This is a genomic window from Streptomyces sp. NBC_00104 (assembly GCF_045160825.1).
GTDB lineage: Bacteria > Actinomycetota > Actinomycetes > Streptomycetales > Streptomycetaceae > Streptomyces.
Genome location: NZ_CP108215.1, coordinates 10,632,876 through 10,657,310, shown reverse-complemented (window position 1 = coordinate 10,657,310; position 24,435 = coordinate 10,632,876). Strand labels below are relative to the sequence as shown.

9 protein-coding genes are annotated in these 24,435 nt (G+C 69.6%); 5 read left to right on the top strand and 4 right to left on the bottom strand.

Annotation, left to right across the window (positions count from 1 at the left end):
* Positions 1-66 precede the first annotated feature (66 nt).
* From OG272_RS46370 to OG272_RS46355, 4 genes are all read right to left on the bottom strand, one after another.
* Positions 67-1,725 carry an MFS transporter gene (locus OG272_RS46370; protein WP_327726197.1) on the bottom strand — a complete coding sequence of 553 codons (1,659 nt, stop codon included), beginning with the start codon at positions 1,723-1,725 and terminating at the stop codon, positions 67-69.
* Between the two features lie 165 nt (positions 1,726-1,890).
* Positions 1,891-2,628 carry a GPR1/FUN34/YaaH family transporter gene (locus OG272_RS46365; protein ID WP_327726198.1) on the bottom strand — a complete coding sequence of 246 codons (738 nt, stop codon included), beginning with the start codon at positions 2,626-2,628 and terminating at the stop codon, positions 1,891-1,893.
* 127 nt (positions 2,629-2,755) lie between these two features.
* Entirely contained in the window at positions 2,756-12,334 is a 9,579-nt protein-coding gene (locus OG272_RS46360; RefSeq protein ID WP_405895965.1) for an amino acid adenylation domain-containing protein, read from the bottom strand.
* A 94-nt stretch (positions 12,335-12,428) separates the two neighbouring features.
* On the bottom strand, positions 12,429-14,399 hold the full coding sequence (locus OG272_RS46355) for an AMP-binding protein (protein WP_405892068.1): 1,971 nt from the start codon (positions 14,397-14,399) through the stop codon (positions 12,429-12,431).
* Positions 14,400-14,784: 385 nt separating this feature from the next.
* Between OG272_RS46355 and OG272_RS46350 the strand changes: the two genes are divergently transcribed.
* Genes OG272_RS46350 through gntD form a run of 5 tightly spaced genes read left to right on the top strand, consistent with a single transcriptional unit; the run spans position 14,785 to position 24,419 of the window.
* Positions 14,785-15,510, top strand: coding sequence for an alpha/beta fold hydrolase (locus tag OG272_RS46350; protein ID WP_326585349.1), 726 nt, complete (start codon positions 14,785-14,787; stop codon positions 15,508-15,510).
* Positions 15,507-18,611, top strand: a complete 3,105-nt coding sequence (locus OG272_RS46345) for a condensation domain-containing protein (RefSeq protein ID WP_327726201.1) — start codon at positions 15,507-15,509, stop codon at positions 18,609-18,611. The genes OG272_RS46350 and OG272_RS46345 overlap by 4 nt, the downstream gene beginning before the upstream one ends.
* 54 nt (positions 18,612-18,665) lie before the next feature.
* Positions 18,666-18,866: an MbtH family NRPS accessory protein gene (locus tag OG272_RS46340; protein WP_326585347.1), complete on the top strand. Its 201-nt coding sequence runs from the start codon at positions 18,666-18,668 to the stop codon at positions 18,864-18,866.
* Positions 18,867-18,897: 31 nt separating this feature from the next.
* On the top strand, positions 18,898-23,349 hold the full coding sequence (locus OG272_RS46335) for an amino acid adenylation domain-containing protein (protein ID WP_405892070.1): 4,452 nt from the start codon (positions 18,898-18,900) through the stop codon (positions 23,347-23,349).
* A 20-nt stretch (positions 23,350-23,369) separates the two neighbouring features.
* Complete coding sequence (gene gntD, locus OG272_RS46330; protein WP_405895964.1) at positions 23,370-24,419, top strand: guanitoxin biosynthesis L-enduracididine beta-hydroxylase GntD; 1,050 nt, start codon at positions 23,370-23,372, stop codon at positions 24,417-24,419.
* Positions 24,420-24,435 lie beyond the last annotated feature (16 nt).

Here is a 24,435-nt window from a genome sequence, read left to right as displayed (position 1 = left end):
CAGTTCGCAGTTCGCAGTTCGCAGTTCGCAGCGCAGTTCGCAGTTCGCAGTTCGCAGTTCGCAGCGTCAGTCGGTGGTGCGGCCGCCGGCTTCCTGCAGTTCCGCCGACGCCTCGCCGGGCTTGCCTGCCTTGCCGGGCTCTTCGGACGCGCCGGCCCTGCCGGCCTCGTCGGCTTCGCCCGCCTCATCGCTCCCGACGACCGCGGGCACCCTGCGCAGGCCCAGCGTCATGAACACGGTCACCACCGTCAGGACCCCGCAGATGACGCTCACCAGCACCATCCCGTGGGTGAACGCCTCCCGTGCCACATCCAGCGCGGCTGTGCCGAGGTCCTCCGGCAGACGGGAGACCTGGTCGACAGCGTTGCCGATGGTGTCCTGGATCCCCGCAGCGGCCTCCTCGGGCAGCCCGGCGGGCAGTTCGCCGGAGACCTGACCGCGGTATGCCGCGTTCCCGATGCTGCCGAGTACGGCGATGCCCAGGCCCAGGCCCAGTTCGTGAGAGGTGTCCGAGATGGCGGAGACCGCTCCGGCCTTCTCCGGCGGCGCGGAATTGATCATCATGTCGGTGCCGAGCACGATGGCGGGACCGACGCCGAAGTTCAGCAGCCCCAGCGCGACCATCACCGTGACCGGCCCGCTGTCGGCACCTGCCTGGGCCAGGACCACGAAGCCGACCGCGGTGATCGCGAGGCCCACGGTCATCACATGCGCCGCACGCGTCCACCGCAGAGCCACCGGGGCGAGCAACGCCCCCGTCACACCCCCGACGCTGCCCGGCAGCGACGCCAACCCGGCCTCCAGCGGCGACAGTCCCACCACCATCTGGATGTACTGCGCCATGAAGAACTGCGATCCCGACATCACGAAGAGGGCGAGCCCCATCGCACCGAGGGATACGGAGAAGGTCCGCTCGCGGAACAGCCCCATGTCGATCAGCGGGTGGGTGAGCCTGCGCTGGCGCACGACGAAGGCCACGCCCAGGGCGAGACCGGCGAGGAGGGCCAGGACGGGGACCGCGGCCATGCCGTCGCCGGCGAGCTTCTTGAGACCGTAGACGGTGGCGAGCAGGGAGAGCACGAGCAGGCCCGCGCTCGCCCAGTCCAGGGGGCCCGGCTCGGGGTCGCGGTACTCGGGGAGCAGCACGGGACCGAGGATCAGCGTGAGCACCATGGCCGGCACGCTCAGCAGGAAGACCGAGCCCCACCAGAAGTGTTCCAGCATCGCGCCACCGACGAGCGGGCCGATGGCGCCGCCCACCAGGAAACAGGCGATCCAGACGCTGAAGGCCACGGCACGCTGCCGGGCGTCGTGGAACATGTTGCGGATCAGCGACATCGAGGAAGGCGTCAAGGTCGCCCCGGCGATGCCGAGCAGCGCACGGCTGACGATCAGCATCTCGGCACTGGTGGAGAACGCCGTCAGCAGCGAGGCGGCACCGAAGCCCACCGCGCCGATCAGCAGCAGCCGGCGGCGCCCGATCCGGTCGCCCAACGTACCCGCGACGACCAGCAGGCTGGCGATCAGAAAGCTGTAGACGTCGACGGCCCACAGCAGTTGCAGACCGCTGGGGTTCAGGCTCGCGTTCAGGTGCGGCACGGCCAGGTGCAGCACCGTGTTGTCGAGGGTGATGAGCATCGCCGGCAGAGCGAGAACACCGAGAGCCGTCCATTCACGTTTTCCGGCGCGCGCGGGGGAAGAGACGGTCGTTTCCTGTGGAGTCATCGAGGAGAGCCCAGTCAGTGAGAGTGAACGTGCCCCCAGACAGGCCGGCCGGCGTCGAGGGCCGGCGATTCCCGGCCTGCGGGCGGGGCCGGAGGGCCGGGCACCGGGGGCGGCGTGACCTGCCGCGGTTCGGTGCCCGGCCGAGGGGGTCCTGCGAGGCCTGGACTACCGGGACTTGATGAACGGCTTGCCCAGCGGTATGCGCTTGGCGCCGGTGGCGCTGTGCACGGCGCTGGCGAAGATGTACATGCCGATGGCGATGAAGAGGAACATGGTGCCGATGCCCACGTAGACGAGCCACGGGTCGTCGGGCTTCGCCGGGTTGTTGATCATCTGGTCGATGGCCTGCTCGATCGACCCGAAGAGGACGAGCAGCGTCGTGGAGACCACCACGAACAGGAACGTGAACGCCTTGGGCAGGCGCAGGGTCGTCAGGGTCAGCAGAATGATCACAATGGCCCAGACGAGGACGAAGTTGGCCGTGGCCCTGCGCTGTTCGATGTTCTCGAATTCGCCCATCCAGTTGTTGTTCAGCGCGATGCTGAGCACCGAGAAGCTCAGCCAGAACGTGCCGAACAGGCCGTACACCGCGGCGAACACCCCGTCTCCCAGGCGCATGGCCCAGCCGGCGGCCATCAGCAGCAGGATGGCGCTGCTGAACACCATGATCGGCAACTGGGCGACCAGGGAGTTGGCCGGGATGCTGACATCCTTCAGGTAGAACGCCAGCGAGAGGGAACCGAGCAGGAAGCCGGCGAATCCCAGCATCGCGGGCTGCGGCGCGTAGAGGCCGGTGGAGGCATCCGGCTTGGGTGCGGCGGAGGTTGCGGGCACGGTCGCCTTGGCGTCACCGACGCCCGCGCCGACCGGGGAGGTGTGGAGTATGTGCTCTGTCTGACTCATCGTTTTCTCCTGGTTCGCGTGTTCCAGTGGTCCTGCTGATGGCTGTGTTGGCCGTGGCGGCCGTGGTGGTCCTGTTGGCTGTGGTGGTCCTGTTGGCCGTGGTGGTCCTGTTGGCCGTGGGGTTCGTTCAGCTCGATCCGGCACGTCCCAGGACCCGGCGTACGCGGGGAATGGCGGCCTGGGCCGGCCATGTCGCCGGATCGGGCAGCTGGGTGGCGAGGTCGGCGAGGACGGGGTACTCGAACAGCAGGTTCAGCGGGACGTCCATGCCCGTGCGCGTGGCGAGCCTGCTGGTTACGCGGCTGGCCAGGATGGAGTGGCCGCCGAGGGTGAAGAAGTCGTCGTCCGCGCCGACGCGGGGGACGTCGAGGAGTTCCTGCCAGATCCCGGCGATCAGTTTCTCCGCCTCGCTCTGCGGGTCCCGGAACACCGCCCGGGCAGCCTCGGAGTCAGGGGCAGGCAGTGCGGAGCGGTCGATCTTGCCGTTCGGGAGCAGCGGGAACTCATCCAGCGTCATGAACACCGACGGGACCATGAAGTCCGGCAACCACCGCCGCGCATGCGCACCCAACACCGCCACGTCCAGCGTGCTTTCGGCATCGGCATCAGCATCGGCGTCGGTTTTGGCGTCGGTGTCGGTGTCGGCCGCGACGATATAGGCGATCAGGCGGGTCGTGCCGGCCGCGCCCTCACCCGCCACGACCACCACCTCGCCGACCCGCCCGTGACGGCGCAGGACCTCCTCCACCTCACCCAGCTCGATCCGGTGACCGCGCACCTTCACCTGACCATCCGCACGCCCCAGATAATCCAGCTGACCGTCCGAACGCCACCGCACCAGATCCCCCGTGCGATACATCCGCCCACCACCGGAGGCGAAAGGATCCGGCAGAAAACGCTCCGCCGTCAGAGCAGCACGCCCCAGATAACCCCGCGTCACCCCCGCACCCGACAAATACAACTCCCCCACCGCACCCAAAGGAACCGGCCGCAGACCCCCATCCAGAACATACGCAGACGTCCCGTCCACCGGCACACCGATCGGCGTCCGCTCATCCCCCACACACGTCACCGCATGCGTCGAATACGTCGTATCCTCACTCGGCCCATAAAGATTGTTCACCACCTCCACCACCGGATGCGCATACAAATCCCGCACCAAACCCGGCGACAAAGCCTCCCCCGCCAAATTCACCGTCCGCGCCCCCGACGGAAAAGCATCCGCCGCCAACAACTCCCGCACCACCGACGGCACCGTATTAACCAACGTCACCCCCTCATAAAACGAAGGATTCACCAACAGATCCAGCACACTCCCCGGCGACAACACCACCGAACCACCCACCGACAACGGCGCAAAAATCTCGAACACCGACAGATCAAAAGACACCGACGTCCCCGCAAGCGTCCCCGACAACTCCCCCGCCGAAAACACCCGACCCGCCCAGCCCAACATCGCCACCACCTGACGATGCTCAATCACCACACCCTTAGGACGCCCCGTCGAACCCGACGTATAAATCACATACGCAACATCATCACCCCCACCCAAAACCGGCGGACGAGACGAAGAGAAAGCACCCCCAGCAAAACCCGGAACGTCGTCCAGAGAACGCAACACCACCGACACACCGGAATCCTCCAGCATGAACGCGACACGCTCCGCCGGATAACCCGGATCCACCGGCACAAAACCAGCACCCGACTTCAACACACCCAACAACGCCACCACCAGATCAGCGGTACGCGGCAAACACACCCCCACCAGATCACCCGGCCCCACCCCCAACCCCCTCAAACCCCACGCCAAACGATTCGCCCGCACCTCCAACTCACCGAACGTCAACACACCATCAACCGCACGCACCGCCACCGCACCCGGCACACGATCAACCTGCGCCTCCACCAACCCACACACCGACACCGGCGATGACGACGCCGGCACCCGCGACACCGACAACTCCCGCCAACGCCCCCACTCACCCCCCGACACCACGCTCAACTCCCCCAGCACCACACCCGAACGCTCCGCCAAAGCGGACACGGTCTCCGTCAGGCGGTCCACGATCAGCTGGGCCGTGGACGTCTCGAACAGGTCGGTGTTGAAGACCAGGTGTCCGGTGATGCGGCCGTCGCGTTCCTCGGCCTGGACCACGAGGTCGTAGGGGGTGGTGCCGATCGGCATCGGTGCGGGGTGCATCCGCAGGCCGGGGAAGTGGTACTGGGGCGGGGTGCCGTTGACCGCGAGGAGTACCTGGAACAGCGGGCTGCGGCTCCGGTCGCGTTGGGGGCGCAGTGCGCGGATCAGTTCCTCCAGCGGAATCCGCTGGTGGCCGCGGATCGCGTTCACGGCGTCCCGCGCCTCGCGCAGGGTCTCGGCCAGCGTGTGGCCCGGGTTCATACGCAGTCGTAGGGGCAGGGTGTCGACGACGTAGCCGACCACGTCTGCCGTGCTCGGGTTGTCGCGGCCGGCGGCCGGGGTGCCGATGGTGACGTCGTACTGGCCGGTGAGCTTGGCCAGGACGACGGACAGTGCTGTGGCAAGGACCGTGAACGCGGTGGTTCCCGCGGCCCGGGCCGCGGTGGTGAGCGCCTCGTGCGGCAGGGCCAGGGGTACTGCGGCGCCGTGGTAGGTCTGCTTCGGGGGGCGGGGCCGGTCGGTGGGCAGGTCGGGTGCCGAGGCGCCGGCCAAGTAGGTTCGCCAGAAGTCGAGTTCGGTGTGTGCGGTCTCCCGCTGCCAGTGCGCGATCTCCGCGTACTGGAAGGCCGCGGGCGGGGGCGGAGCCGGTTCGGTGGTCGGGGACTGGAGTACGGAGCCGTAGTGCACGGCGATCTCACGCAGGAGGAGGTCGAGGGACCAGCCGTCGGCGATCACGTGGTGCAGGCTCATGACCAGGACGTGGTGCTCGGGCGCGACGCGGACGAGCGTCACGTGCCACAGCGGTCCGGTGGTGAGGTCGAACGCCCGCTGGTTCTCGGCCTCGATCACCGATTCCCAGTCGGGAGTGGTGATTCGGGTCAGCGGTACTTCGGGGTCGGGTGCCACGACCTGGGACACGTGGTCCGCCACTTCGCGCAGGGACATGCGCAGGACTTCGTGGCGGTGCGCGAGGTGCCGCAGCGCGGTGTGGAATGCGTCCGCGTCAAGGGTTCCCTCGATGTGGACGGCGCCCCTGATGTGGTAGGCGAGGTTCGCCTGCTCGTCCAGGCGGCACAGCACCCACAGCCGTTCCTGGCCGGGGGACGCTCGGAACACCAGGGTGCCGTCGGGTTCGGGGACCCGGTCGACGACGGGGAGGTGCGGTGCCGGTTGCCTGTCCCCGTATGCGGCTGCTTCTGCGTCGGTGTCCTGGCCCGCGCCGGTTGGGGGGAGATGGGTGGCGAGGTCGGTGAGGGTGGGGTGCTCGAAGAGCAGGGGCAGGGGTATGTGGGTGCCGAGTTCTTCGCTGAGCCGGTGGGTGACCCGGGTCGCCAGGATGGAGTGGCCGCCGAGGGTGAAGAAGTCGTCGTCCGCGCCGACGCGGGGGACGTCGAGGAGTTCCTGCCAGATCCCGGCGATGAGCTTTTCGGCTTCCGTCTGCGGGTCCCGGAACACCGCCCGGGCAGCCTCGGAGTCAGGGGCGGGCAGTGCGGAGCGGTCGATCTTGCCGTTCGGGAGCAGCGGGAACTCATCCAGCGTCATGAACACCGACGGGACCATGAAGTCCGGCAACCACCGCCGCGCATGCGCACCCAACACCGCCACGTCCAGCGTGCTTTCGGCATCGGCATCGGCGTCGGTGTCGGTGTCGGCCGCGACGATGTAGGCGATCAGGCGGGTCGTGCCGGCCGCGCCCTCACCCGCCACGACCACTACCTCGCCGACCCGCTCGTGCCGGCGCAGGACCTCCTCCACCTCACCCAGCTCGATCCGGTGACCGCGCACCTTCACCTGACCATCCGCACGCCCCAGATAATCCAGCTGACCGTCCGAACGCCACCGCACCAGATCCCCCGTGCGATACATCCGCCCACCACCGGAGGCGAAAGGATCCGGCAGAAAACGCTCCGCCGTCAGAGCAGCACGCCCCAGATAACCCCGCGTCACCCCCGCACCCGACAAATACAACTCCCCCACCGCACCCAAAGGAACCGGCCGCAGACCCCCATCCAGAACATACGCAGACGTCCCGTCCACCGGCACACCGATCGGCGTCCGCTCATCCCCCACACACGTCACCGCATGCGTCGAATACGTCGTATCCTCACTCGGCCCATAAAGATTGTTCACCACCTCCACCACCGGATGCGCATACAAATCCCGCACCAAACCCGGCGACAAAGCCTCCCCCGCCAAATTCACCGTCCGCGCCCCCGACGGAAAAGCATCCGCCGCCAACAACTCCCGCACCACCGACGGCACCGTATTAACCAACGTCACCCCCTCATAAAACGAAGGATTCACCAACAGATCCAGCACACTCCCCGGCGACAACACCACCGAACCACCCACCGACAACGGCGCAAAAATCTCGAACACCGACAGATCAAAAGACACCGACGTCCCCGCAAGCGTCCCCGACAACTCCCCCGCCGAAAACACCCGACCCGCCCAGCCCAACATCGCCACCACCTGACGATGCTCAATCACCACACCCTTAGGACGCCCCGTCGAACCCGACGTATAAATCACATACGCAACATCATCACCCCCACCCAAAACCGGCGGACGAGACGAAGAGAAAGCACCCCCAGCAAAACCCGGAACGTCGTCCAGAGAACGCAACACCACCGACACACCGGAATCCTCCAGCATGAACGCGACACGCTCCGCCGGATAACCCGGATCCACCGGCACAAAACCAGCACCCGACTTCAACACACCCAACAACGCCACCACCAGATCAGCGGTACGCGGCAAACACACCCCCACCAGATCACCCGGCCCCACCCCCAACCCCCTCAAACCCCACGCCAAACGATTCGCCCGCACCTCCAACTCACCAAACGTCAACACACCATCAACCGCACGCACCGCCACCGCACCCGGCACACGATCAACCTGCGCCTCCACCAACCCACACACCGACACCACCGACGACGAAGACGACGATGACGATGACGATGACGATGACGATGACGATGACGACGGAATCAACGCCGGCACCCGCGACACCGACAACTCCCGCCAACGCCCCCACTCACCCCCCGACACCACGCTCAACTCCCCCAGCACCACACCCGAACGCTCCGCCAAAGCGGAGACGACGACGGCGAGGCGTTCCGGGAAGAGGCGGGCGGTGGTCTCCGCGTAGAGGTCGGTGTTGTAGGTGAGGTAGCCGGTGACGGCGGTGTCGGTCTGTTCCAGGTGGAGCGAGAGCTCGAACTGGGTTTCCGCCGGGGGGATGTCGAGCCGGGTGACACGCAGTCCGGGGAGGCCGAGGGTGCGCGAGGGGGCTTCGTTCAGGGCGAGCATGACCTGGAAGAGCGGGCTGCGTGCTGGGCCCTGCGAGGCCGGCGCGACGTGGCGCACGATCTCCTCGAAGGGCATGTCGGCGTGCTGGTGCGCCTCCATGAGGGCGTGGTGGGTGCCGCGCAGGGCCTCGGCGAGGGTGGCGTGGGGGTCGAGTGTGCGGCGCAGCGGGAGGGTGTTGGTGAAGAAGCCGAGGATGCCCGCGGTGTCCGGGTGGGTACGGCCGCTGGTCGGGATACCGATGGTGATGTCGTGGCTGCCGGAGAGGGCGCTCAGGGTGATGGTGACGGCGGTCGCGACCACGGCGAACTCGGTTGTTCCCGCTGTCCGGGCGGCCTTGGCGATGGCCTCGGCGGGCAGCTCGAGGGGAACGGCCGCGCCGCGGTGTGTGGGGCGGGCGGGGCGGGGGTGATCGGTCGGCAGGTCCAGTTCGGCTGCTCCGGCGAGTCGTTCACGCCAGTGGGCGAGCCCGGTCTCGGGGGTGGGCGTACTGCTCTGCCAGTGGGCGAAGTCACCGTACTGGAGGGCGGGTTCGGCGGCGGGGGGTTGGCCTGTGGACAGCTCGGCGTAGCGGCGGGCGATCTCGTCCAGCAGGAGTGTGAGCGTCCAGCCGTCGGCGATGGTGTGGTGCAGGCTCAGCAGGAGGAGATGCTGGTCGTCGGCCTGCCGCACCACGTGTGCCCGGAACAGGGGGCCTTCGGCGAGGTCGGCCGTGGAGTGGCGCCATTCTTCGATGAGTTCGGCCTCGTCCGGGGTCGTGGCCTCGTCGGGGGTCGTGGTGGGGTCCCAGCGCCAGGTGGGGTGGACGACCTGGACGATGTCGCCGTTCTCCTCGCGCAGTGTCGTGCGCAGGATTTCGTGGTGGCGGGCGACGTCGCGGATGGCCTCCGCCAGGGCCTGGGCGTCGAGGGGTCCGGTGATCTTCGCGCCTCCGTTGAGGTGGTAGGCGAGATGGGCCCGTGGGTCGAGTGAGCACAGCAGCCACAGGCGCTTCTGCCCGGAGGACGCGGGGAGGGTGATCGTGCCGTCGCGGTTGGGGGTGCGGGTCGCCACCGGTATGGGGAGGTGGCGCTCGCCGGCTTGGGGGAGGTGCGCGGCGAGGTCGGTGAGGGTGGGGTGCTCGAAGAGCAGGGGCAGGGGTATGTGGGTGCCGAGTTCTTCGCTGAGCCGGTGGGTGACCCGGGTCGCCAGGATGGAGTGGCCGCCGAGGGTGAAGAAGTCGTCGTCCGCGCCGACGCGGGGGACGTCGAGGAGTTCCTGCCAGATCCCGGCGATGAGCTTTTCGGCTTCCGTCTGCGGGTCCCGGAACACCGCCCGGGCAGCCTCGGAGTCAGGGGCGGGCAGTGCGGAGCGGTCGATCTTGCCGTTCGGGAGCAGCGGGAACTCATCCAGCGTCATGAACACCGACGGGACCATGAAGTCCGGCAACCACCGCCGCGCATGCGCACCCAACACCGCCACGTCCAGCGTGCTTTCGGCATCGGCATCGGCGTCGGTGTCGGTGTCGGCCGCGACGATGTAGGCGATCAGGCGGGTCGTGCCGGCCGCGCCCTCACCCGCCACGACCACTACCTCGCCGACCCGCTCGTGCCGGCGCAGGACCTCCTCCACCTCACCCAGCTCGATCCGGTGACCGCGCACCTTCACCTGACCATCCGCACGCCCCAGATAATCCAGCTGACCGTCCGAACGCCACCGCACCAGATCCCCCGTGCGATACATCCGCCCACCACCGGAGGCGAAAGGATCCGGCAGAAAACGCTCCGCCGTCAGAGCAGCACGCCCCAGATAACCCCGCGTCACCCCCGCACCCGACAAATACAACTCCCCCACCGCACCCAAAGGAACCGGCCGCAGACCCCCATCCAGAACATACGCAGACGTCCCGTCCACCGGCACACCGATCGGCGTCCGCTCATCCCCCACACACGTCACCGCATGCGTCGAATACGTCGTATCCTCACTCGGCCCATAAAGATTGTTCACCACCTCCACCACCGGATGCGCATACAAATCCCGCACCAAACCCGGCGACAAAGCCTCCCCCGCCAAATTCACCGTCCGCGCCCCCGACGGAAAAGCATCCGCCGCCAACAACTCCCGCACCACCGACGGCACCGTATTAACCAACGTCACCCCCTCATAAAACGAAGGATTCACCAACAGATCCAGCACACTCCCCGGCGACAACACCACCGAACCACCCACCGACAACGGCGCAAAAATCTCGAACACCGACAGATCAAAAGACACCGACGTCCCCGCAAGCGTCCCCGACAACTCCCCCGCCGAAAACACCCGACCCGCCCAGCCCAACATCGCCACCACCTGACGATGCTCAATCACCACACCCTTAGGACGCCCCGTCGAACCCGACGTATAAATCACATACGCAACATCATCACCCCCACCCAAAACCGGCGGACGAGACGAAGAGAAAGCACCCCCAGCAAAACCCGGAACGTCGTCCAGAGAACGCAACACCACCGACACACCGGAATCCTCCAGCATGAACGCGACACGCTCCGCCGGATAACCCGGATCCACCGGCACAAAACCAGCACCCGACTTCAACACACCCAACAACGCCACCACCAGATCAGCGGTACGCGGCAAACACACCCCCACCAGATCACCCGGCCCCACCCCCAACCCCCTCAAACCCCACGCCAAACGATTCGCCCGCACCTCCAACTCACCAAACGTCAACACACCATCAACCGCACGCACCGCCACCGCACCCGGCACACGATCAACCTGCGCCTCCACCAACCCACACACCGACACCACCGACGACGAAGACGACGATGACGATGACGATGACGATGACGATGACGACGGAATCAACGCCGGCACCCGCGACACCGACAACTCCCGCCAACGCCCCCACTCACCCCCCGACACCACACTCACGTCCGCGAGGTCGCGGTCGGGGTCGGTGACGATCGCGGTCAGGGCGGTCCGGAAGCGTTCGGCGAGGTGGGTGGCCGTTTCGGCGGCGAACAGGTCGGTGTCGTAGGCCAGAAAGCCGGTGATGCCGTCGTCGCCCTGCCAGAGGTACAGCTCGATGTCGTTGCGGATGGTGGAGGGGGCCATGAGCCGCGGGCGTACGGGGAGTTCTCCCAGGCGGGTCTCGGTGAGCTGTGGCTGGAGCACGAACAGCACGTCGAAGAGTGACTCGCCGCTCTGGCCGGCCTGGCCTGCCAGGGCCTCGAAGGGCACGTGCGCGCGGCTGTAGGCGTCCAGGCAGGTGTCGCGGACGGTGTTGAGGAGGTCCCGGACGGTGCGGGAGCCGGTCGTGTCGGTGCGCAGGGCGAGCATGGTGGCCAGCGGTCCGACCGCGCCGGGGGCGCGGTGGCGTTCGCGGGTGGCGATGGGTGAGCCGATGGTGATGTCGGCGTGGCCCGCGGTGCGGGCGAGGGTGAGGTGGAGGGCTGAGAGCAGCACCATGAAGGGGGTCATGCGGGCTGTGCCGGCGAGTTCTTCGACGCGTCGCAGGAGTTCGGTGTCGACGGCCAGGTCGACGTGTGCGGAGCGGAACCGGCGGGTGCGGGGTCGGAGCCTGTCGGTGGGCAGGGACAGCGGTTTGGCGCCGTCGAGCCGTTCGCGCCAGGCGGCCAGGTCGGCCTCGCTCGGGGTGGCCGCGACGGTGGGCAGCGGGGTGGCCGGTGCCGGGGTGCGGCCCTCGTACAGGGTGGTGAGTTCGGTGAGGAAGACGCCGAGGGACCAGCCGTCGGCGACGATGTGGTGGGCGAGGAGCTGAAGCAGTGACGTGCCGTCGGACAGGTGCCAGACGGCGACGCGCCACAGGGGGCCGGTGGCGAGGTTCATGGGTGCGGCGGCGCGGGTGTCCGCCTGGCTGAGGGCGGTGTCCCGGCCGGTTTCCGCGTCGTGGGAGGTCAGGTCGACGACCGTGAGGTCGGGGTCGGGTCCGGGGGCCGGGGCGACGACGCAGGTGTGCGGGTCGCCGTCGGGGAAGGTGGTGCGCAGGACGGCGTGGCGGCGGGAGAGTTCGCCGAGTGCGGTGGCGAGGCGGTCGGTGTCGAGGGGGCCCTCGACCTCGGCGTCGAAGCGCAGCACGTTGGCCGCCGTGCCGGGGTGGATCTCCTCGAAGAGCCGCAGGCCGAGCTGGATGGGGTTGACGCGGGCGGCACCGTCGGGGGTGTCGGGTGTGGCGGGGCCGGCGGTGCGGGTGCGCCAGCGGTCGACGAGGGAGCGGCCGAGTTCGGCGGGGAACTGGTTGGTCTCGGACACGGTCGTGGCCCTCCCTTTCGTCGTCCTGCGGTGTGGCTGGTCGAGGTGCGGTCCGGTCCGCCGCAGGCTGGTGCGGTACCGGTGGTGGGGGGGGTCAGGCGCCGTGCGGGAGCAGCGCCTTGACGCGTTCCAGGGCGTGCTGGGTGCGTATGCCGTCCTCGGCCCACTGCTGGGAGAGGGTGGCGGTCAGTTCGCGGGGCGACTGGGCGCGCAGGACCTCTTCGACGGGGACGGGGAGGGTGAGTGCGTCCTCGACCACGGCGGCGATCTCGGCGGCGCGCCGGGAGTCGCCGCCGATGGAGGTGAGGGTGTCGTCGGGGCCGCAGGCGGGGACCTGGCACACGGCGGCGAAGACGGAGGAGAGGAAGGCGGTGATCAGGCCGGCGTCCTCCTCGGCGGCGAGGGTCGTGTGGGCGGTGACGGCGTGGCCGCCCAGGTCGCCGGTGAGGTGGCGGGTGCGGGCCAGGGAGTGCTGGATTTTTCCGCTGGTGGTGCGGGGGATGGTGCGGGGCGGGCAGAGGACGACGGTGTGTACGCGGGCTCCGGTGGCGGCGAGTACGCGTTCGCGGATGTCGGCGGCGAGCTGTGCGGGGTCGTGGTCCTTGCCGGCCACTTCCACGGCGATGATGATCTCCTCGTCCGGGCCGCTGAACGCCGCTGCGGCGGGGCGGACGGCGGGGTTGTCCTCGACGGCGGCGGCGCACAGGTCGTGGGCGTGGTGGTTGACACCGTTCTGGATGAGGACGTCCTTGCGCCGGCCGGTGACGGTGAGGTGGCCGTCGTGGAGTCGGCCCAGGTCGCCGGTGCGCAGGTAGCGGGTGCCGTCGAGGGTGCCGAAGAGGTCGCTGTCGGGGATGCCGGTGGTGTTCCAGTAGCCGGTGCTGATGCTGGGGCCGCTGATCCAGAGTTCCCCTTCGGTGCCGTCCGGTACGGGGAGCGTGGTGTCGGGGTTCACCACGGCGAGGTGGTGGCCGTCGATGACCGGTCCGCAGTCGACGCGGCCGTCCTCGCCGGTCTCTTCGGGGCCCGTCCAGTGGCGGCCGGTGACGATGAGGGTGGCCTCGGCCAGGCCGTAGCAGGGCAGGAACGAGGTGGCGTGGAAGCCGTGCGGGGTGAAGCGCCGGGTGAAGTCGGTGAGGGTGGCGGGCCGGATCGGTTCGGCGCCGTTGAAGGCCAGGCGCCAGGTGCTCAGGTCGAGGCCGGAGAGGTCGGCGGTTTCGGCGCGGCGCAGGCACAGGTCGTAGGCGAAATTGGGTCCGCCGGTGTGGGTGATGCCGAGTTCGCTGATCTGTCGCAGCCAGTCGAGGGGCTTTTTGAGGAAATGCATGGGGGACATGAGGCGTACCGGGAATGCGCCGTGGACCGGGGTGAGGATGAATCCGATGAGTCCCATGTCGTGATACGGCGGCAGCCAGGAGATCACCCGTGCTGTTTCGTCGAGGCGGAACACGTCTGAAATCGCCTTGATATTGGCGAGGAGATTGCGGTGTTCCAGGACGACGCCTTTGGGTTGCCCGGTGCTGCCGGAGGTGTACTGGATGAGGGCCACGTCGTGGGGGGCGGGTGCGGTGTCGAGGAGGTGGTCGATGTCCCGCTGCGGGGGTTGGTCCTTCTCCGGTTCGCCGGTGCTGTCGAGGGTCACCACGCGGGGCAGTCGTCCGGCGGGGAGGCCGGCGGTCAGCAGGCCGAGGACGGCGGGGTCGGCGAGCAGGGTGGTGGCGCGGGAGTCGTCGAGGATGCGGGCGAAGCGGGCGGCGATGCGCTCGGTCGGGCCGAACAGCGGCGGGTAGCAGGGCACCGCGGGTACGCCGGCCAGGAAGCAGGCCCATACGGCGATGACGAAGTCCAGGCCGGGCGGGTAGAGCAGCAGGGCGGGCCCGCCGGGGCGGGTGGTGTCCGCCCGTAGTCGTGTCGCCGCCCTGGCCGCCCGGTCGAGGAGTTGTCGGTAGGTGAGGGTGTCCACTCGGCCGTCGTCGTGCAGGTACTCGTAGGCCGTCCGGTCGCCGCGGGTGGCGGCGTGTCCGGCCAGGGTGTGCACGAGTGTGGAGCGAGCGGGGGTCGACATCGGCGGACTCCATTTCCCTTGGCCGCTGGGGCCCTGTGTGTCTCGGTGGAGCGGGGACCGTGGGACGGCAGCACGGAAGGCGCCGGACGTGCCGCCGCACCATCAAAGGGGCCGTGTCTCTCGTTCGGGTCTCACTTCGTTTCTCACTCGGCTCTCAGTTTCTTATCGCTCGCCTATCAGGCGGGCGATGGGTCATTGACGTGCCCTCCCTTGGAACTGGTAGGCATTGATGGCCGCGTTGTGACTCGGTCGGGAGATCTGATTCCTGGGCCTGATCCGGTGGTGTGGGAGCAGTGCTTTTCGCGATTTACGTTCGTCATCTCCTGTGGAGGTACGCGTGGGCCCGGTCCGGCTGAGTTCGAGGTGGTTCAGATCCTTCGGTGAAGTGACGGAGCCGCTCTGCGAATTGGTCTGTCTGCCGCATGCCGGGGGCAGTGCGTCGGTGTTCGGGAACTGGCACCGTCATACGTCGGCGCTGCGGGTCACCGCCGTGCAGTTGCCGGGGCGGGAGGCCCGGATCCGGGAGCCGGCGTTCACCGAGGTGGGCGCGCTCGTCGATGCGGTGGTGCCGGTGTTGCGGCCGCTGACGGGGCGGCGTTACGCGTTGTACGGGCACAGCATGGGTGCCTTGGCGGCGTATGAGCTGGTCCGTGGGCTGCAGGTCCGTGAACTGCCGTTGCCGGTGGCGCTGTTCGTCTCCGGCCGGGATGCGCCGGGTTACGGCGACGCCGAGGAGATCCGGCATCTGCCGGACGAGGAGCTGCTCGGCCGGCTGCGGGCCTGGGAGGGGCTGGATGTTCCGGTTCTGCCGCAGTACGCCGATCTGATCGAGCTGATGCTGCCCACCATCCGGGCCGATCTGACGCTCGCGGAGACCTACCGGCATACGCCGGGGCCGCCGCTGCCCGTCCCCGTGCGGGTGTTGCGCGGATCGCGGGACCCGCTGGTGCGGGGCGGTGACGGCGGCTGGAGCCGGCATACGTCGGTGGACTGTGACGTACGCGAGTTCACCGGCGGTCATTTCTTCGTGCAGGACCACGAGAGGAGTGTCGTGGCGTACATCGAGACAGCCGTCGGCGCACTGCTGGGAAGGGAGGCGTGGAGCCGATGAGCAGTTCCTCGTATGTCGGCGGTGTCAGCAGTGGGGAGATCCGCGACTACAGCGACTACTTCGTGCTGCCGGCGGCGCCGGCTCAGCGGAGTCTGTGGTTCGTGTGCCAGCTCGCGCCGGAGAGCAACGCCGCCTACAACGTGGTCAGTGCGGTCGGTCTGGCCGGTGACCTGGATGTGGTGCTGCTGCAGCAGGCGGTCAACGAGGTGGTGGCCCGGCACGAGAGTCTGCGCACCGGCGTGGGTCTGGTCGACGGGGTGCCGCATCAGCTGGTGCTGCCCGAGGCTCTGGTGTCGGTGCCGGTGGTCGACTGCTCGGGCCTGCCGTCGCGGGAGGCCGGGGCGCGGGTGCAGCGTCTGGCGCGGGAGCAGGCGGAGCAGCCGTTCGCCCTGGACGCGCCGCCGTTGGTGCGTCTGGTCCTGGTGAAGGAGGGGCCGCGGCGGCACACCCTGATCGTGACGGTTCATCATCTGGTGTGTGACAGCTGGTCGATGGATGTGTTCTATGCCGATCTCGCGGCCGCCTACCGGGGGTTGAGCGAGGGCGGCGGTGCCGGTTGGGCCGAGCTTCCCGTGCAGTACGCGGATTACGTCGGCTGGCTGGAGCGGGAGGTCGCCGGGGAGCGGATGGAGCGGCTGCTGGGGTACTGGCGCGAGGCCCTGGCGGGCACGGAGCCCCTGCGGCTGCCGGTGGACCGGCCCCGTGGTGAAGGGGCCGGCGGTGCGGGCGGCCGGGTGGAGCAGCGGCTGGCTCCCGAGGTGGTGGCCTCTTTGGAGGGTCTGGCCCGGCAGTCGGGCGGGACGCTGTTCATGGTGCTGCTCACCGGGTTCATGGTGGCGCTGGCGCGGGTGACGGGGCAGGACGACGTGGCCGTGGGTACGCCGGTGGCCGGGCGGCACCATCCCGACGCCGAGCATCTGGTGGGGTTCTTCGCCAACACGCTGGTGCTGCGTGCCCGGCTGCCGATGCGGGAGGGGTTCGGTGCGGCCGCGTCCGTGGTCCGTGATGTGTGTGTGGGCGCGTTCTCGCACGACCGGATGCCGTTCGACCGGCTGGTGCGGGAGGTCGGGCAGGCCCGTGCTGTGGACCGCAATCCGCTGTTCGACGTGATGTTCTCGATGCCCAACACACCGGGTACGGCGGTGGAGTTGCCCGGTCTGACGATGAGCCCGGTGGAACTGACCGGCACGGCGGCGAAGTTCGATCTGTGGCTGACGGTGCTGCCGGACGGCGACGGGCTGCGCCTGCAGCTCGACTACAGCCAGGGGCTGTACGACGAGGAGACCGCGGCCCGTATCGGGGAGCTGCACCGGCAGATCCTCACCCAGGCGGTGCGGGAGCCGGAGACGCCGGTGGGGGCGCTGCCGTCGGGGGGCGGGGGCGGGGGCGAAGGCGTCGCCCGGCGCGTCCCCGACGCCGTTCCCGTTCCCGACGCCGTTCCCGTTCCCGGTGCCGGGCGCACGGTTCTTGACCTGCTTGCGGGGCGCGGCGCGGAGGAGGTGACGGTGTCCGCCGCGGACGCCGTGGTGAGTCTGGGTGAACTGCGTGACTGGGCCGCCGCGCTGGCCCGGGCGCTGCGCGCGGAGGGCATCGCCGGTCCGGGGACCGTGGTCACCACTCCCCCGCAGGCGTCGGCGGGTCTGCTCGCCGTCGTCCTCGCGGTGTGGGAGGTGGGGGGTGTGGTGGCGTACGGCGATCGCCACGACCGCGACGGCGCCTTCGTGCGGCGGGACGAGGGCGAGCCGGGTGGGTGGCTGATCACCACCGGGCCGCGTTTCGATCCGGTGGGGGCCGGTGCCGTGCCGGGCCCCGGCGCACCCGCGTGGCGGGGGGCGGGCGGTGGGCCGGCGTGGACGCACGGGGCGCTGGCCGCCGCGGTGGCCGCGGTGGCCGAGCGGCTGTCGGTGAGCGCCGAGGACGACGTGCTGCTGCTCGGCGATGACGTGCCGCCGTCCCCGCTGGACCTGCTGATGCCGTTGGTGCACGGCCGCAGCCTGATGCTGTCGGGGCCGGCGCCGGCGCCGGGCGGGCCGCCCGGGGCGCTGGTGCTCGCCGCTCCCCCGGCGTGGCAGCGGGCGCTGACCGCGGGGTGGACGCCGCCTGCGGGGTCCCGGCTCGTCTGCGTCGGCGGGGTCCTCGACCCGGAGCTGGTGGACATGCTGGCGCGCACCGGCTGTCAGGTGTTCCTGGGCCGTCCCGCTCCCCGGCCGCTGGCCACGCCGCTGGCTCTGGCGCCGCTCGACGGCTCGCGGGGCCGTCACCTGGGGCCTGCCCTTGCGGGCACCGTCCGCAGCGTGCTCGACGTGCGAGGCGTTCCGGTGCCCGAGGGAGTGGTGGGCGAGCTGCATCTGGCCGACGCCGCGCATCCTCCGGTTTCGGCCGGGCTGCTCTGCCGTCGATCCCGGGGCGGTGCCCTGGAGGTCCTGGGGCCCGCGGAGGGACGGCTGTTCGCCGGGGATCAGGTGATCACGGCGGCGGCGGTCGAGCAGCGGCTGTGTGCCCTCCCGGGCGTGCGCGGCGCGGCCGTGACGGCCGATCGGCGTGGCGCTCTCGTCGCCTGGCTCGTCGCGGAGGGCACGCCGGCCGGGCGGGCGGAGCGGGAGGCGTTCGCCGCCCAGGTGCGGGCCCGGGCCCGGGCCGCGCTGCCCGCCTGCGAGGTTCCCGAGGTGTTCGTGGTGGTCGACGGACTGCCGCTGGGTGCCGACGGGGCGGTGGACCGCGGGGCGCTGCCCGCGCCGCCGGAGCAGCCGGCGCAGGGGCTGGAGGACGCCGCGCCGCGCAACGACGTGGAGCGGCAGCTGCTGGAGCTGTTCCGGGAGGTTCTGAAGCTGCCGCAGGTCGGTGTGCACTCCGATTTCTTCGGCCTCGGGGGTCATTCCCTGCTCGCCGCCAAGCTGCTCAGCCGGGTACGGGAGGAGTTCGGTCTCCAGGTGCCCGTCCGGGAGTTCTTCCGTCAGCCGACCCCGACCGGTCTCGCCGCGGCCGTCGAGGAACTCGAGCGGGCCCGCGAGCGGCGGCCCACCGTCGACGAGGCGGTGCTCAGCCAGCTCGCGGGGATGTCCGACGACGAGATCGACCAGCTGCTGCGGCAGCTGAAGTGATCCGCGCGAGCCACATTCGCACAACCGACCACCTCACATCACCAGGAGCCACGCATGGGTATCGACGACGCCGACACGGTCTTCCAGGTCGTCATCAACGAACAGGACCAGTACTCCGTCTGGTTCGCCGACCGGGCGGTGCCGGCGGGCTGGTCCGCCACCGGCCGGACCGGGAGCAAGCAGGAGTGCCTCAAGCACATCGAGAAGGTCTGGACCGATATGCGTCCCCGCTCGGTTCGCAAGCGCGCTGCCTGACCACCACCACAGCGAGGACGGGAGTCCGCACATGAGCACGGCGCATGAGATCAGTTCACTGTCCGCTGACGAGAAGCGCGCGGCCCTGGCCGGTCTTCTCGACGGCTCGGCATCGGCGTTCACCAGCAACCTCACCCTGGAGCAGCGCCGTCTGTGGCTGCTGATCCAGCTGGACGAGAAGCGGCCGTGGCAGACCAGCACCGCGGTGCGGCTGTCCGGCCGGATCAACCCGGCCGTGCTCCAGCAGGCGCTGGCGGCGGTCGTGCAGCGCCATGAGGTGCTGCGCACCACGTTCCGCACGGTGGACGGCAACGCGCTCGCCACCGTCAAGCCGGTGGCGTCGCTGCGGCTTCCGGTGGTCGAGGTCGATCCCGGCCGTCTGGAGGAGGAGCTGGAGCGGATCGCGGCGGCCGAGACCCGCCGCCGGTTCGACCTGGCGCAGGGCCCGCTGGTGCGGGCGAGTCTGCTGCGGCTCGGGGAGGAGGACCACATCCTGCTCCTGACCGTCCATCAGCTGGTGGCCGACCGTCCCTCGGTCGGGCGGCTCACCGACGAGATCCTGTCCGGGTACGCCGGGCAGCTCGGCGGCGGCGGTGCGGCCGGCGCCGGTGTCGCGGACATCCAGGCCCTCGGCTCCGCCCAGCAGGCGTGGCTCGGCGGTGACGACGCGGAGCGGGACGTTGCGTTCTGGCGCGGGCGGACGTCGGGTCTGAACACCCTGGAGCTGCCCACGGACCGGCCGCGTCCGCCGGTGAAGACCATCGACGCCGACGTGGTGAGCGTCTCCGTGCCGCGCGGGCTGCACGCGGCTCTCGAGGGGGTCGCGGCGGCGGGCGGCGGCACGCTGTCCGGGGTGCTGCTGAGCGGGTTCGCGGCGGTGCTCTCGCGCCATGCCCAGCAGAGCGACTTCGCGGTCGGTGTGCCGGTGCCGCCCACCTGGCAGGAGGGCGCCACCGATCTGGTGGGTCCACTGGAGAACACGCTGCCGCTGCGGTTCGAACTCGAGGCGGGCGAGTCCCTGTCGAGTCTGCTGCGGCGCTCGCAGTCGGTGCTGTCGCAGGCGCTGGGGCATGCGCGGCTGCCGTTCGAGCAGATCGTGGACGCGGCCAAGCCGGCCCGCGACCTGAGCCACACGCCGCTGTTCCAGGTGCTGTTCGGTTTCGAGGAGCAGTGGGCGGTCCGCGAGCTGCCGGGCGCCACCGCCCGCCCGGTCGACCTGCCGGTCACCTGGACGGCGCACGACATCGACCTGTACGCGGTGGTGCGCGACGGGGAGCTGGTGCTGCGCGCGCAGTTCAACACCGCCCTGTTCGACCGGGACACCGTCGAGCGGCTGCTGGGCAGGATGCTGCTGCTGCTGGAGTCGGCGGCCGCCGCTCCCGAGCGTGCCCTGGCGGACTTCCCGCTGCTCAGCCATGACGAGCAGGAGCGGCTGGCCGCATGGAACGCCACCGGTGCCGCGTACGGGGGTCCGTCTCTGCTGCACGAGCTCGTCGAGCAGAGCGCGGCGGCCCGCCCCGACGCGGTGGCGCTCACCTCCAGCACGGCGGAGCTTACGTACGCCTCCCTGAACCTGCGCGCCGAGGCGCTGGCCGCGCGGCTCGCGGAGCACGGAGCGGGTCCGGAGAGCCGCATCGGTGTGCTCGCCGACCGTTCGGTGCACACGATGGTGGCCCTGCTCGGTGTGCTCAAGGCGGGCGGCGCGTATGTGCCGATCGACCCGTCCTATCCGGCGGACCGGATCGCGGCCATCACCGAGGACGCGGGCATCGAGTGCGTCGTCGGCGCCGAGAGCGCGCTTAAGGCCCTGTCGGGCAAGCTGCCCGGCGTGCGGGGTGTGCCGCTGCCGGTCGCCGACCCCGAGCAGCCGGTCGAGCGGGCCGCGGTGGAGGTCGCCCCGGACGGCCTGGCCTACATCATCTACACCTCGGGTTCCACCGGCCGTCCCAAGGGTGTGGCGGTGGAACACCGGCACATCGTGCACTCCACGCTCGCCCGGTCGGCGTGCGAGCAGCCGGGGCTGCCGGAGCGCTATCTGGTGCTCGCCCCGTTCACCTTCGACGCCTCCGGCGGTGGCCTGTACTGGACGCTGCGGCGCGGCGGCACGCTGGTCCTGCCCAACGAGACGGAGGTGCTCGACCCGCGGCTGCTGAGCGAGCTGATCCGTGCCAAGCAGGTCACGCACGTCGACGGTGTGCCCTCGCAGTACGCCGTGCTGCTGGAGACGGACGACGAGGCGTTCGCGTCGGTGCGCACCACCGTCCTGGCCGGTGAGGTGCTGCCGCCCGGCCTGGTGGAGACGCATTTCCGTCGCTCGCCGGGGGTCGCGCTGTTCAACGAGTACGGTCCCACCGAGGCGACCGTGTGGGCGTCGGTGCACGCGGTGTCGGCCCAGGACGCGCGCGGCAGCCGGGTGCCGATCGGCCGTCCTATCCCCAACGCCCGTATCCATCTGCTCGACAAGGCGCTCAACCCGGTGCCGCCCGGGGTGCCCGGTGAGCTGTACATCGGTGGTGCGGGTGTGGTGCGCGGCTATGTCAACCGGCCGGCGATGACGGCCGGGAGCTTCCTGCCGGACCCGTTCTCCGAGGAGCCCGGGGCGCGTCTGTACCGGACCGGTGACCTGGCCTGTTTCCGGCAGGACGGCACCATCGAGTTCCTGGGCCGCGCCGACACGCAGGTCAAGATCCGTGGCTTCCGTATCGAGCTGACCGAGATCGAGAACGTGCTGCGGCGCCATCCGCTGGTGGCCGCCGCGACGGTGATGGTGCGCGAGGACCAGCCGGGTGTGCCCCGTCTGGTGGCCTACGTCGTTCCGGTCATCGGCCGGGTGGTGACGAAGGAAGCGCTGGTCAAGCATGTGCTGGAGCAGGTGCCCGACTACATGGTGCCCAGCGCGTTCGTGACGCTGGAGAAGATGCCGCTCACCCGTAACGGCAAGACGGACACCGCGGCGCTGCCCGCCCCGGACCTGGGTCTGGAGGACTTCGTCGAGCCGGGCACCGAGCTGGAGGCGGAGATCGCCGAGACGTTCTGCTCGCTGCTGGGGCTTGCCACGGTCAGTGCCACCGCGGACTTCTTCGAGCTGGGCGGCAACTCGCTGCTGGTGGCGCGGCTGACCGCGCAGCTGTCGCGGACGCACGGGGTGACGCTGCCGGTGGAGCAGATCTTCCGGGTGCCGACCGTGGCCGGTGTCGCGCAGGCCATCGAGGAGGACCGGCGCCAGCGCGACAACGTCGACAGCGAGGTCCTGTACGCCCAGCAGCTGGAGGAGCTGCACGCGGAGATCACGCTTCCCGAGGAGATCACGCCCGGGAATCTGCCGCGCGCCGAGCTGTTCAACCCGCGCCATGTCCTGGTCACCGGTGCCACCGGCTACCTGGGCGCGTTCATCGTGGTGGAGGCGATCAAGCGCACCGAGGCGATGGTGCACTGCCTGATCCGCGCGGAGAACGAGGAGGCCGCGTGGGAGCGCATGGAGCAGACGCTGCGCACCTACCACGCCTGGGACGAGTCCTACCGCTCCCGTATGCGGATGGTCATCGGTGACCTGGCCAAGCCCCGTCTGGGCCTGGACGACGAGGACTTCGCGGCCTGCGCGTCCGAGATCGACGTGATCTACCACAGCGGTGCCGTCGTCAACTTCACCTATCCGTACGAGGCGGCGCGGCCGGCGAACGTCGAGGGCACCAAGGAGGTGCTGCGGCTGGCCACCACCGAGACGCTGAAGTCGGTGCACTTCGTCTCCAGTGTCGACGTGTTCATGGGCACGGCCACGGAGCGCCCGTTCACCGAGGAGGACCTGGACCCGCGGCCCATCAAGATCCCCACGGGCTACCCGCGCAGCAAGTGGCTGGCGGAGAAGATCATGTACATCGCGCGGGACCGCGGCATCCCGGTCACCATGCAGCGCCCGTGGATGATCACCGGCCACACCGAGACCGGTGCCTCGCACCACACCGACTACCTGTACGTCTACCTGCGGGGCTTTTTGGACCTGGGGGTGCTGCCGCTCTACAACGACGTCATCAACGCGGTGCCGGTGGACTTCACGGCCGAGGCCATCGTCTACACGTCCCTGCGGGAGGAGAACTTCGGCAAGAACTTCAACATCACCAACCCGGCGCCGACCACGATGACGCAGTGCTACCAGTGGCTGCGCTCGTTCGGTTACGACCTGAACGTGATCGACGAGGAGGACGCCCGCCAGCAGGCCCTGAACGTCGACGAGGACCACATCCTGTTCCCGATGACGCCGCTGCTGCGCGTGGCCACGATGCGCCACGCCGCGCTCGACCCGGAACTGCAGAAGCAGATCAACCCGATGGACGAGTGCCGGATGCTCACCGAGGCGCTCGAGGGCTCGGGCATCAGCTGCCCTCCGGTCAGCGAGGAGTGGGCGCACTCCTGCTTCCGCTTCCTGGTCGACGCCGGCTATCTGCCGGCACCCGAGGACATCGTGCCGCAGGACGCCGCCAGTTGATCGCGGCGAAAGGGGATGTGATGAACATACGAGAATGCTTGCGTGTGCCGGGGCCGGGGGTGCGCGTGATCCGCTACGTGAACCTCGACGACGCCGACCGGAGCGCGCTGCGCACGCTCACCGCATCGGTGCTCGCCCGGTACGGGTCGAGCAGCGCACCGGAACTGTTCGACGACCTGCCGTCCCAGGGCCACCGGCTGCCGTCGTCCCTGGTCAAGGAGTTACAGGAGTTCCGGGCCGGTGAAACGGCGTCGGCCCTGGTGGTGCGGGGCGTGCCGGTGGGCGACGACCGGATCGGTCCGACCCCGCAGCACTGGCACGACGTACCGCGGGACACCGAGGCCGAGGCGCACGCGGTGTTCCTGCTGCTGGCCTCGGCACACCTCGGTGACGTCTTCGGATGGTCGACGTTGCAGGGCGGCCGGCTCGTGCACGACGTGCTGCCCATGCCGGGGCAGGAGGAGTCCCAGAGCGGGCACGGCACGGTGGAGCTCGCCTGGCACACCGAGGACGGCTTCCACCCGTACCGCTGCGACTACCTGATGCTCCTGGGGCTGCGCAATCACGATGCCGTGCCCACGGTGGTGGCCAGTGTGGACGATGTGGAACTGACGGACGGTCAGCGTGCCGTGCTGTCCGAGCCCCGGTTCCTCATCCGCCCGGACACGCTGCAGCTCAAGAACGCGCAGCAGCTGACCGAGCACCAGGGTACGGCGCACTCCATCCATCTGATGGAGGACGATCCGGAGCCGTGCGCCGTGCTGTTCGGCCATCCCGAGCAGCCGTACCTGCGCATCGACCCGGAGTTCATGTCGGCCCTGCCGGGTGATGGGGAGGCCACCGAGGCGCTGGACGCCCTGTGCCGGGAGCTGCAGCGCAACCTGGTCGACGTGCCGCTCAGTGCCGGGGATCTGCTGGTGGTCGACAACTTCAAGGCGGTGCACGGGCGCAGCGCGTTCAAGGCCCGGTTCGACGGCACCGACCGCTGGCTGAAGAAGGTGGTCGTCACCCGGGATCTGCGCAAGTCCCGCACGCACCGGCGCACGGCGCGGGAACGCGTCCTGATCTGACGCCCGTGACGAGAGC

Coding starts and splice junctions, on each gene's coding strand:
- OG272_RS46370 (WP_327726197.1), bottom strand. CDS start 1,725: ATGACTCCACAGGAAACGACCGTCTCTTCCCCCGCGCGCGCCGGAAAA.
- OG272_RS46365 (WP_327726198.1), bottom strand. CDS start 2,628: ATGAGTCAGACAGAGCACATACTCCACACCTCCCCGGTCGGCGCGGGC.
- OG272_RS46355 (WP_405892068.1), bottom strand. CDS start 14,399: ATGTCGACCCCCGCTCGCTCCACACTCGTGCACACCCTGGCCGGACAC.
- OG272_RS46345 (WP_327726201.1), top strand. CDS start 15,507: ATGAGCAGTTCCTCGTATGTCGGCGGTGTCAGCAGTGGGGAGATCCGC.
- OG272_RS46340 (WP_326585347.1), top strand. CDS start 18,666: ATGGGTATCGACGACGCCGACACGGTCTTCCAGGTCGTCATCAACGAA.
- OG272_RS46335 (WP_405892070.1), top strand. CDS start 18,898: ATGAGCACGGCGCATGAGATCAGTTCACTGTCCGCTGACGAGAAGCGC.
- gntD (WP_405895964.1), top strand. CDS start 23,370: ATGAACATACGAGAATGCTTGCGTGTGCCGGGGCCGGGGGTGCGCGTG.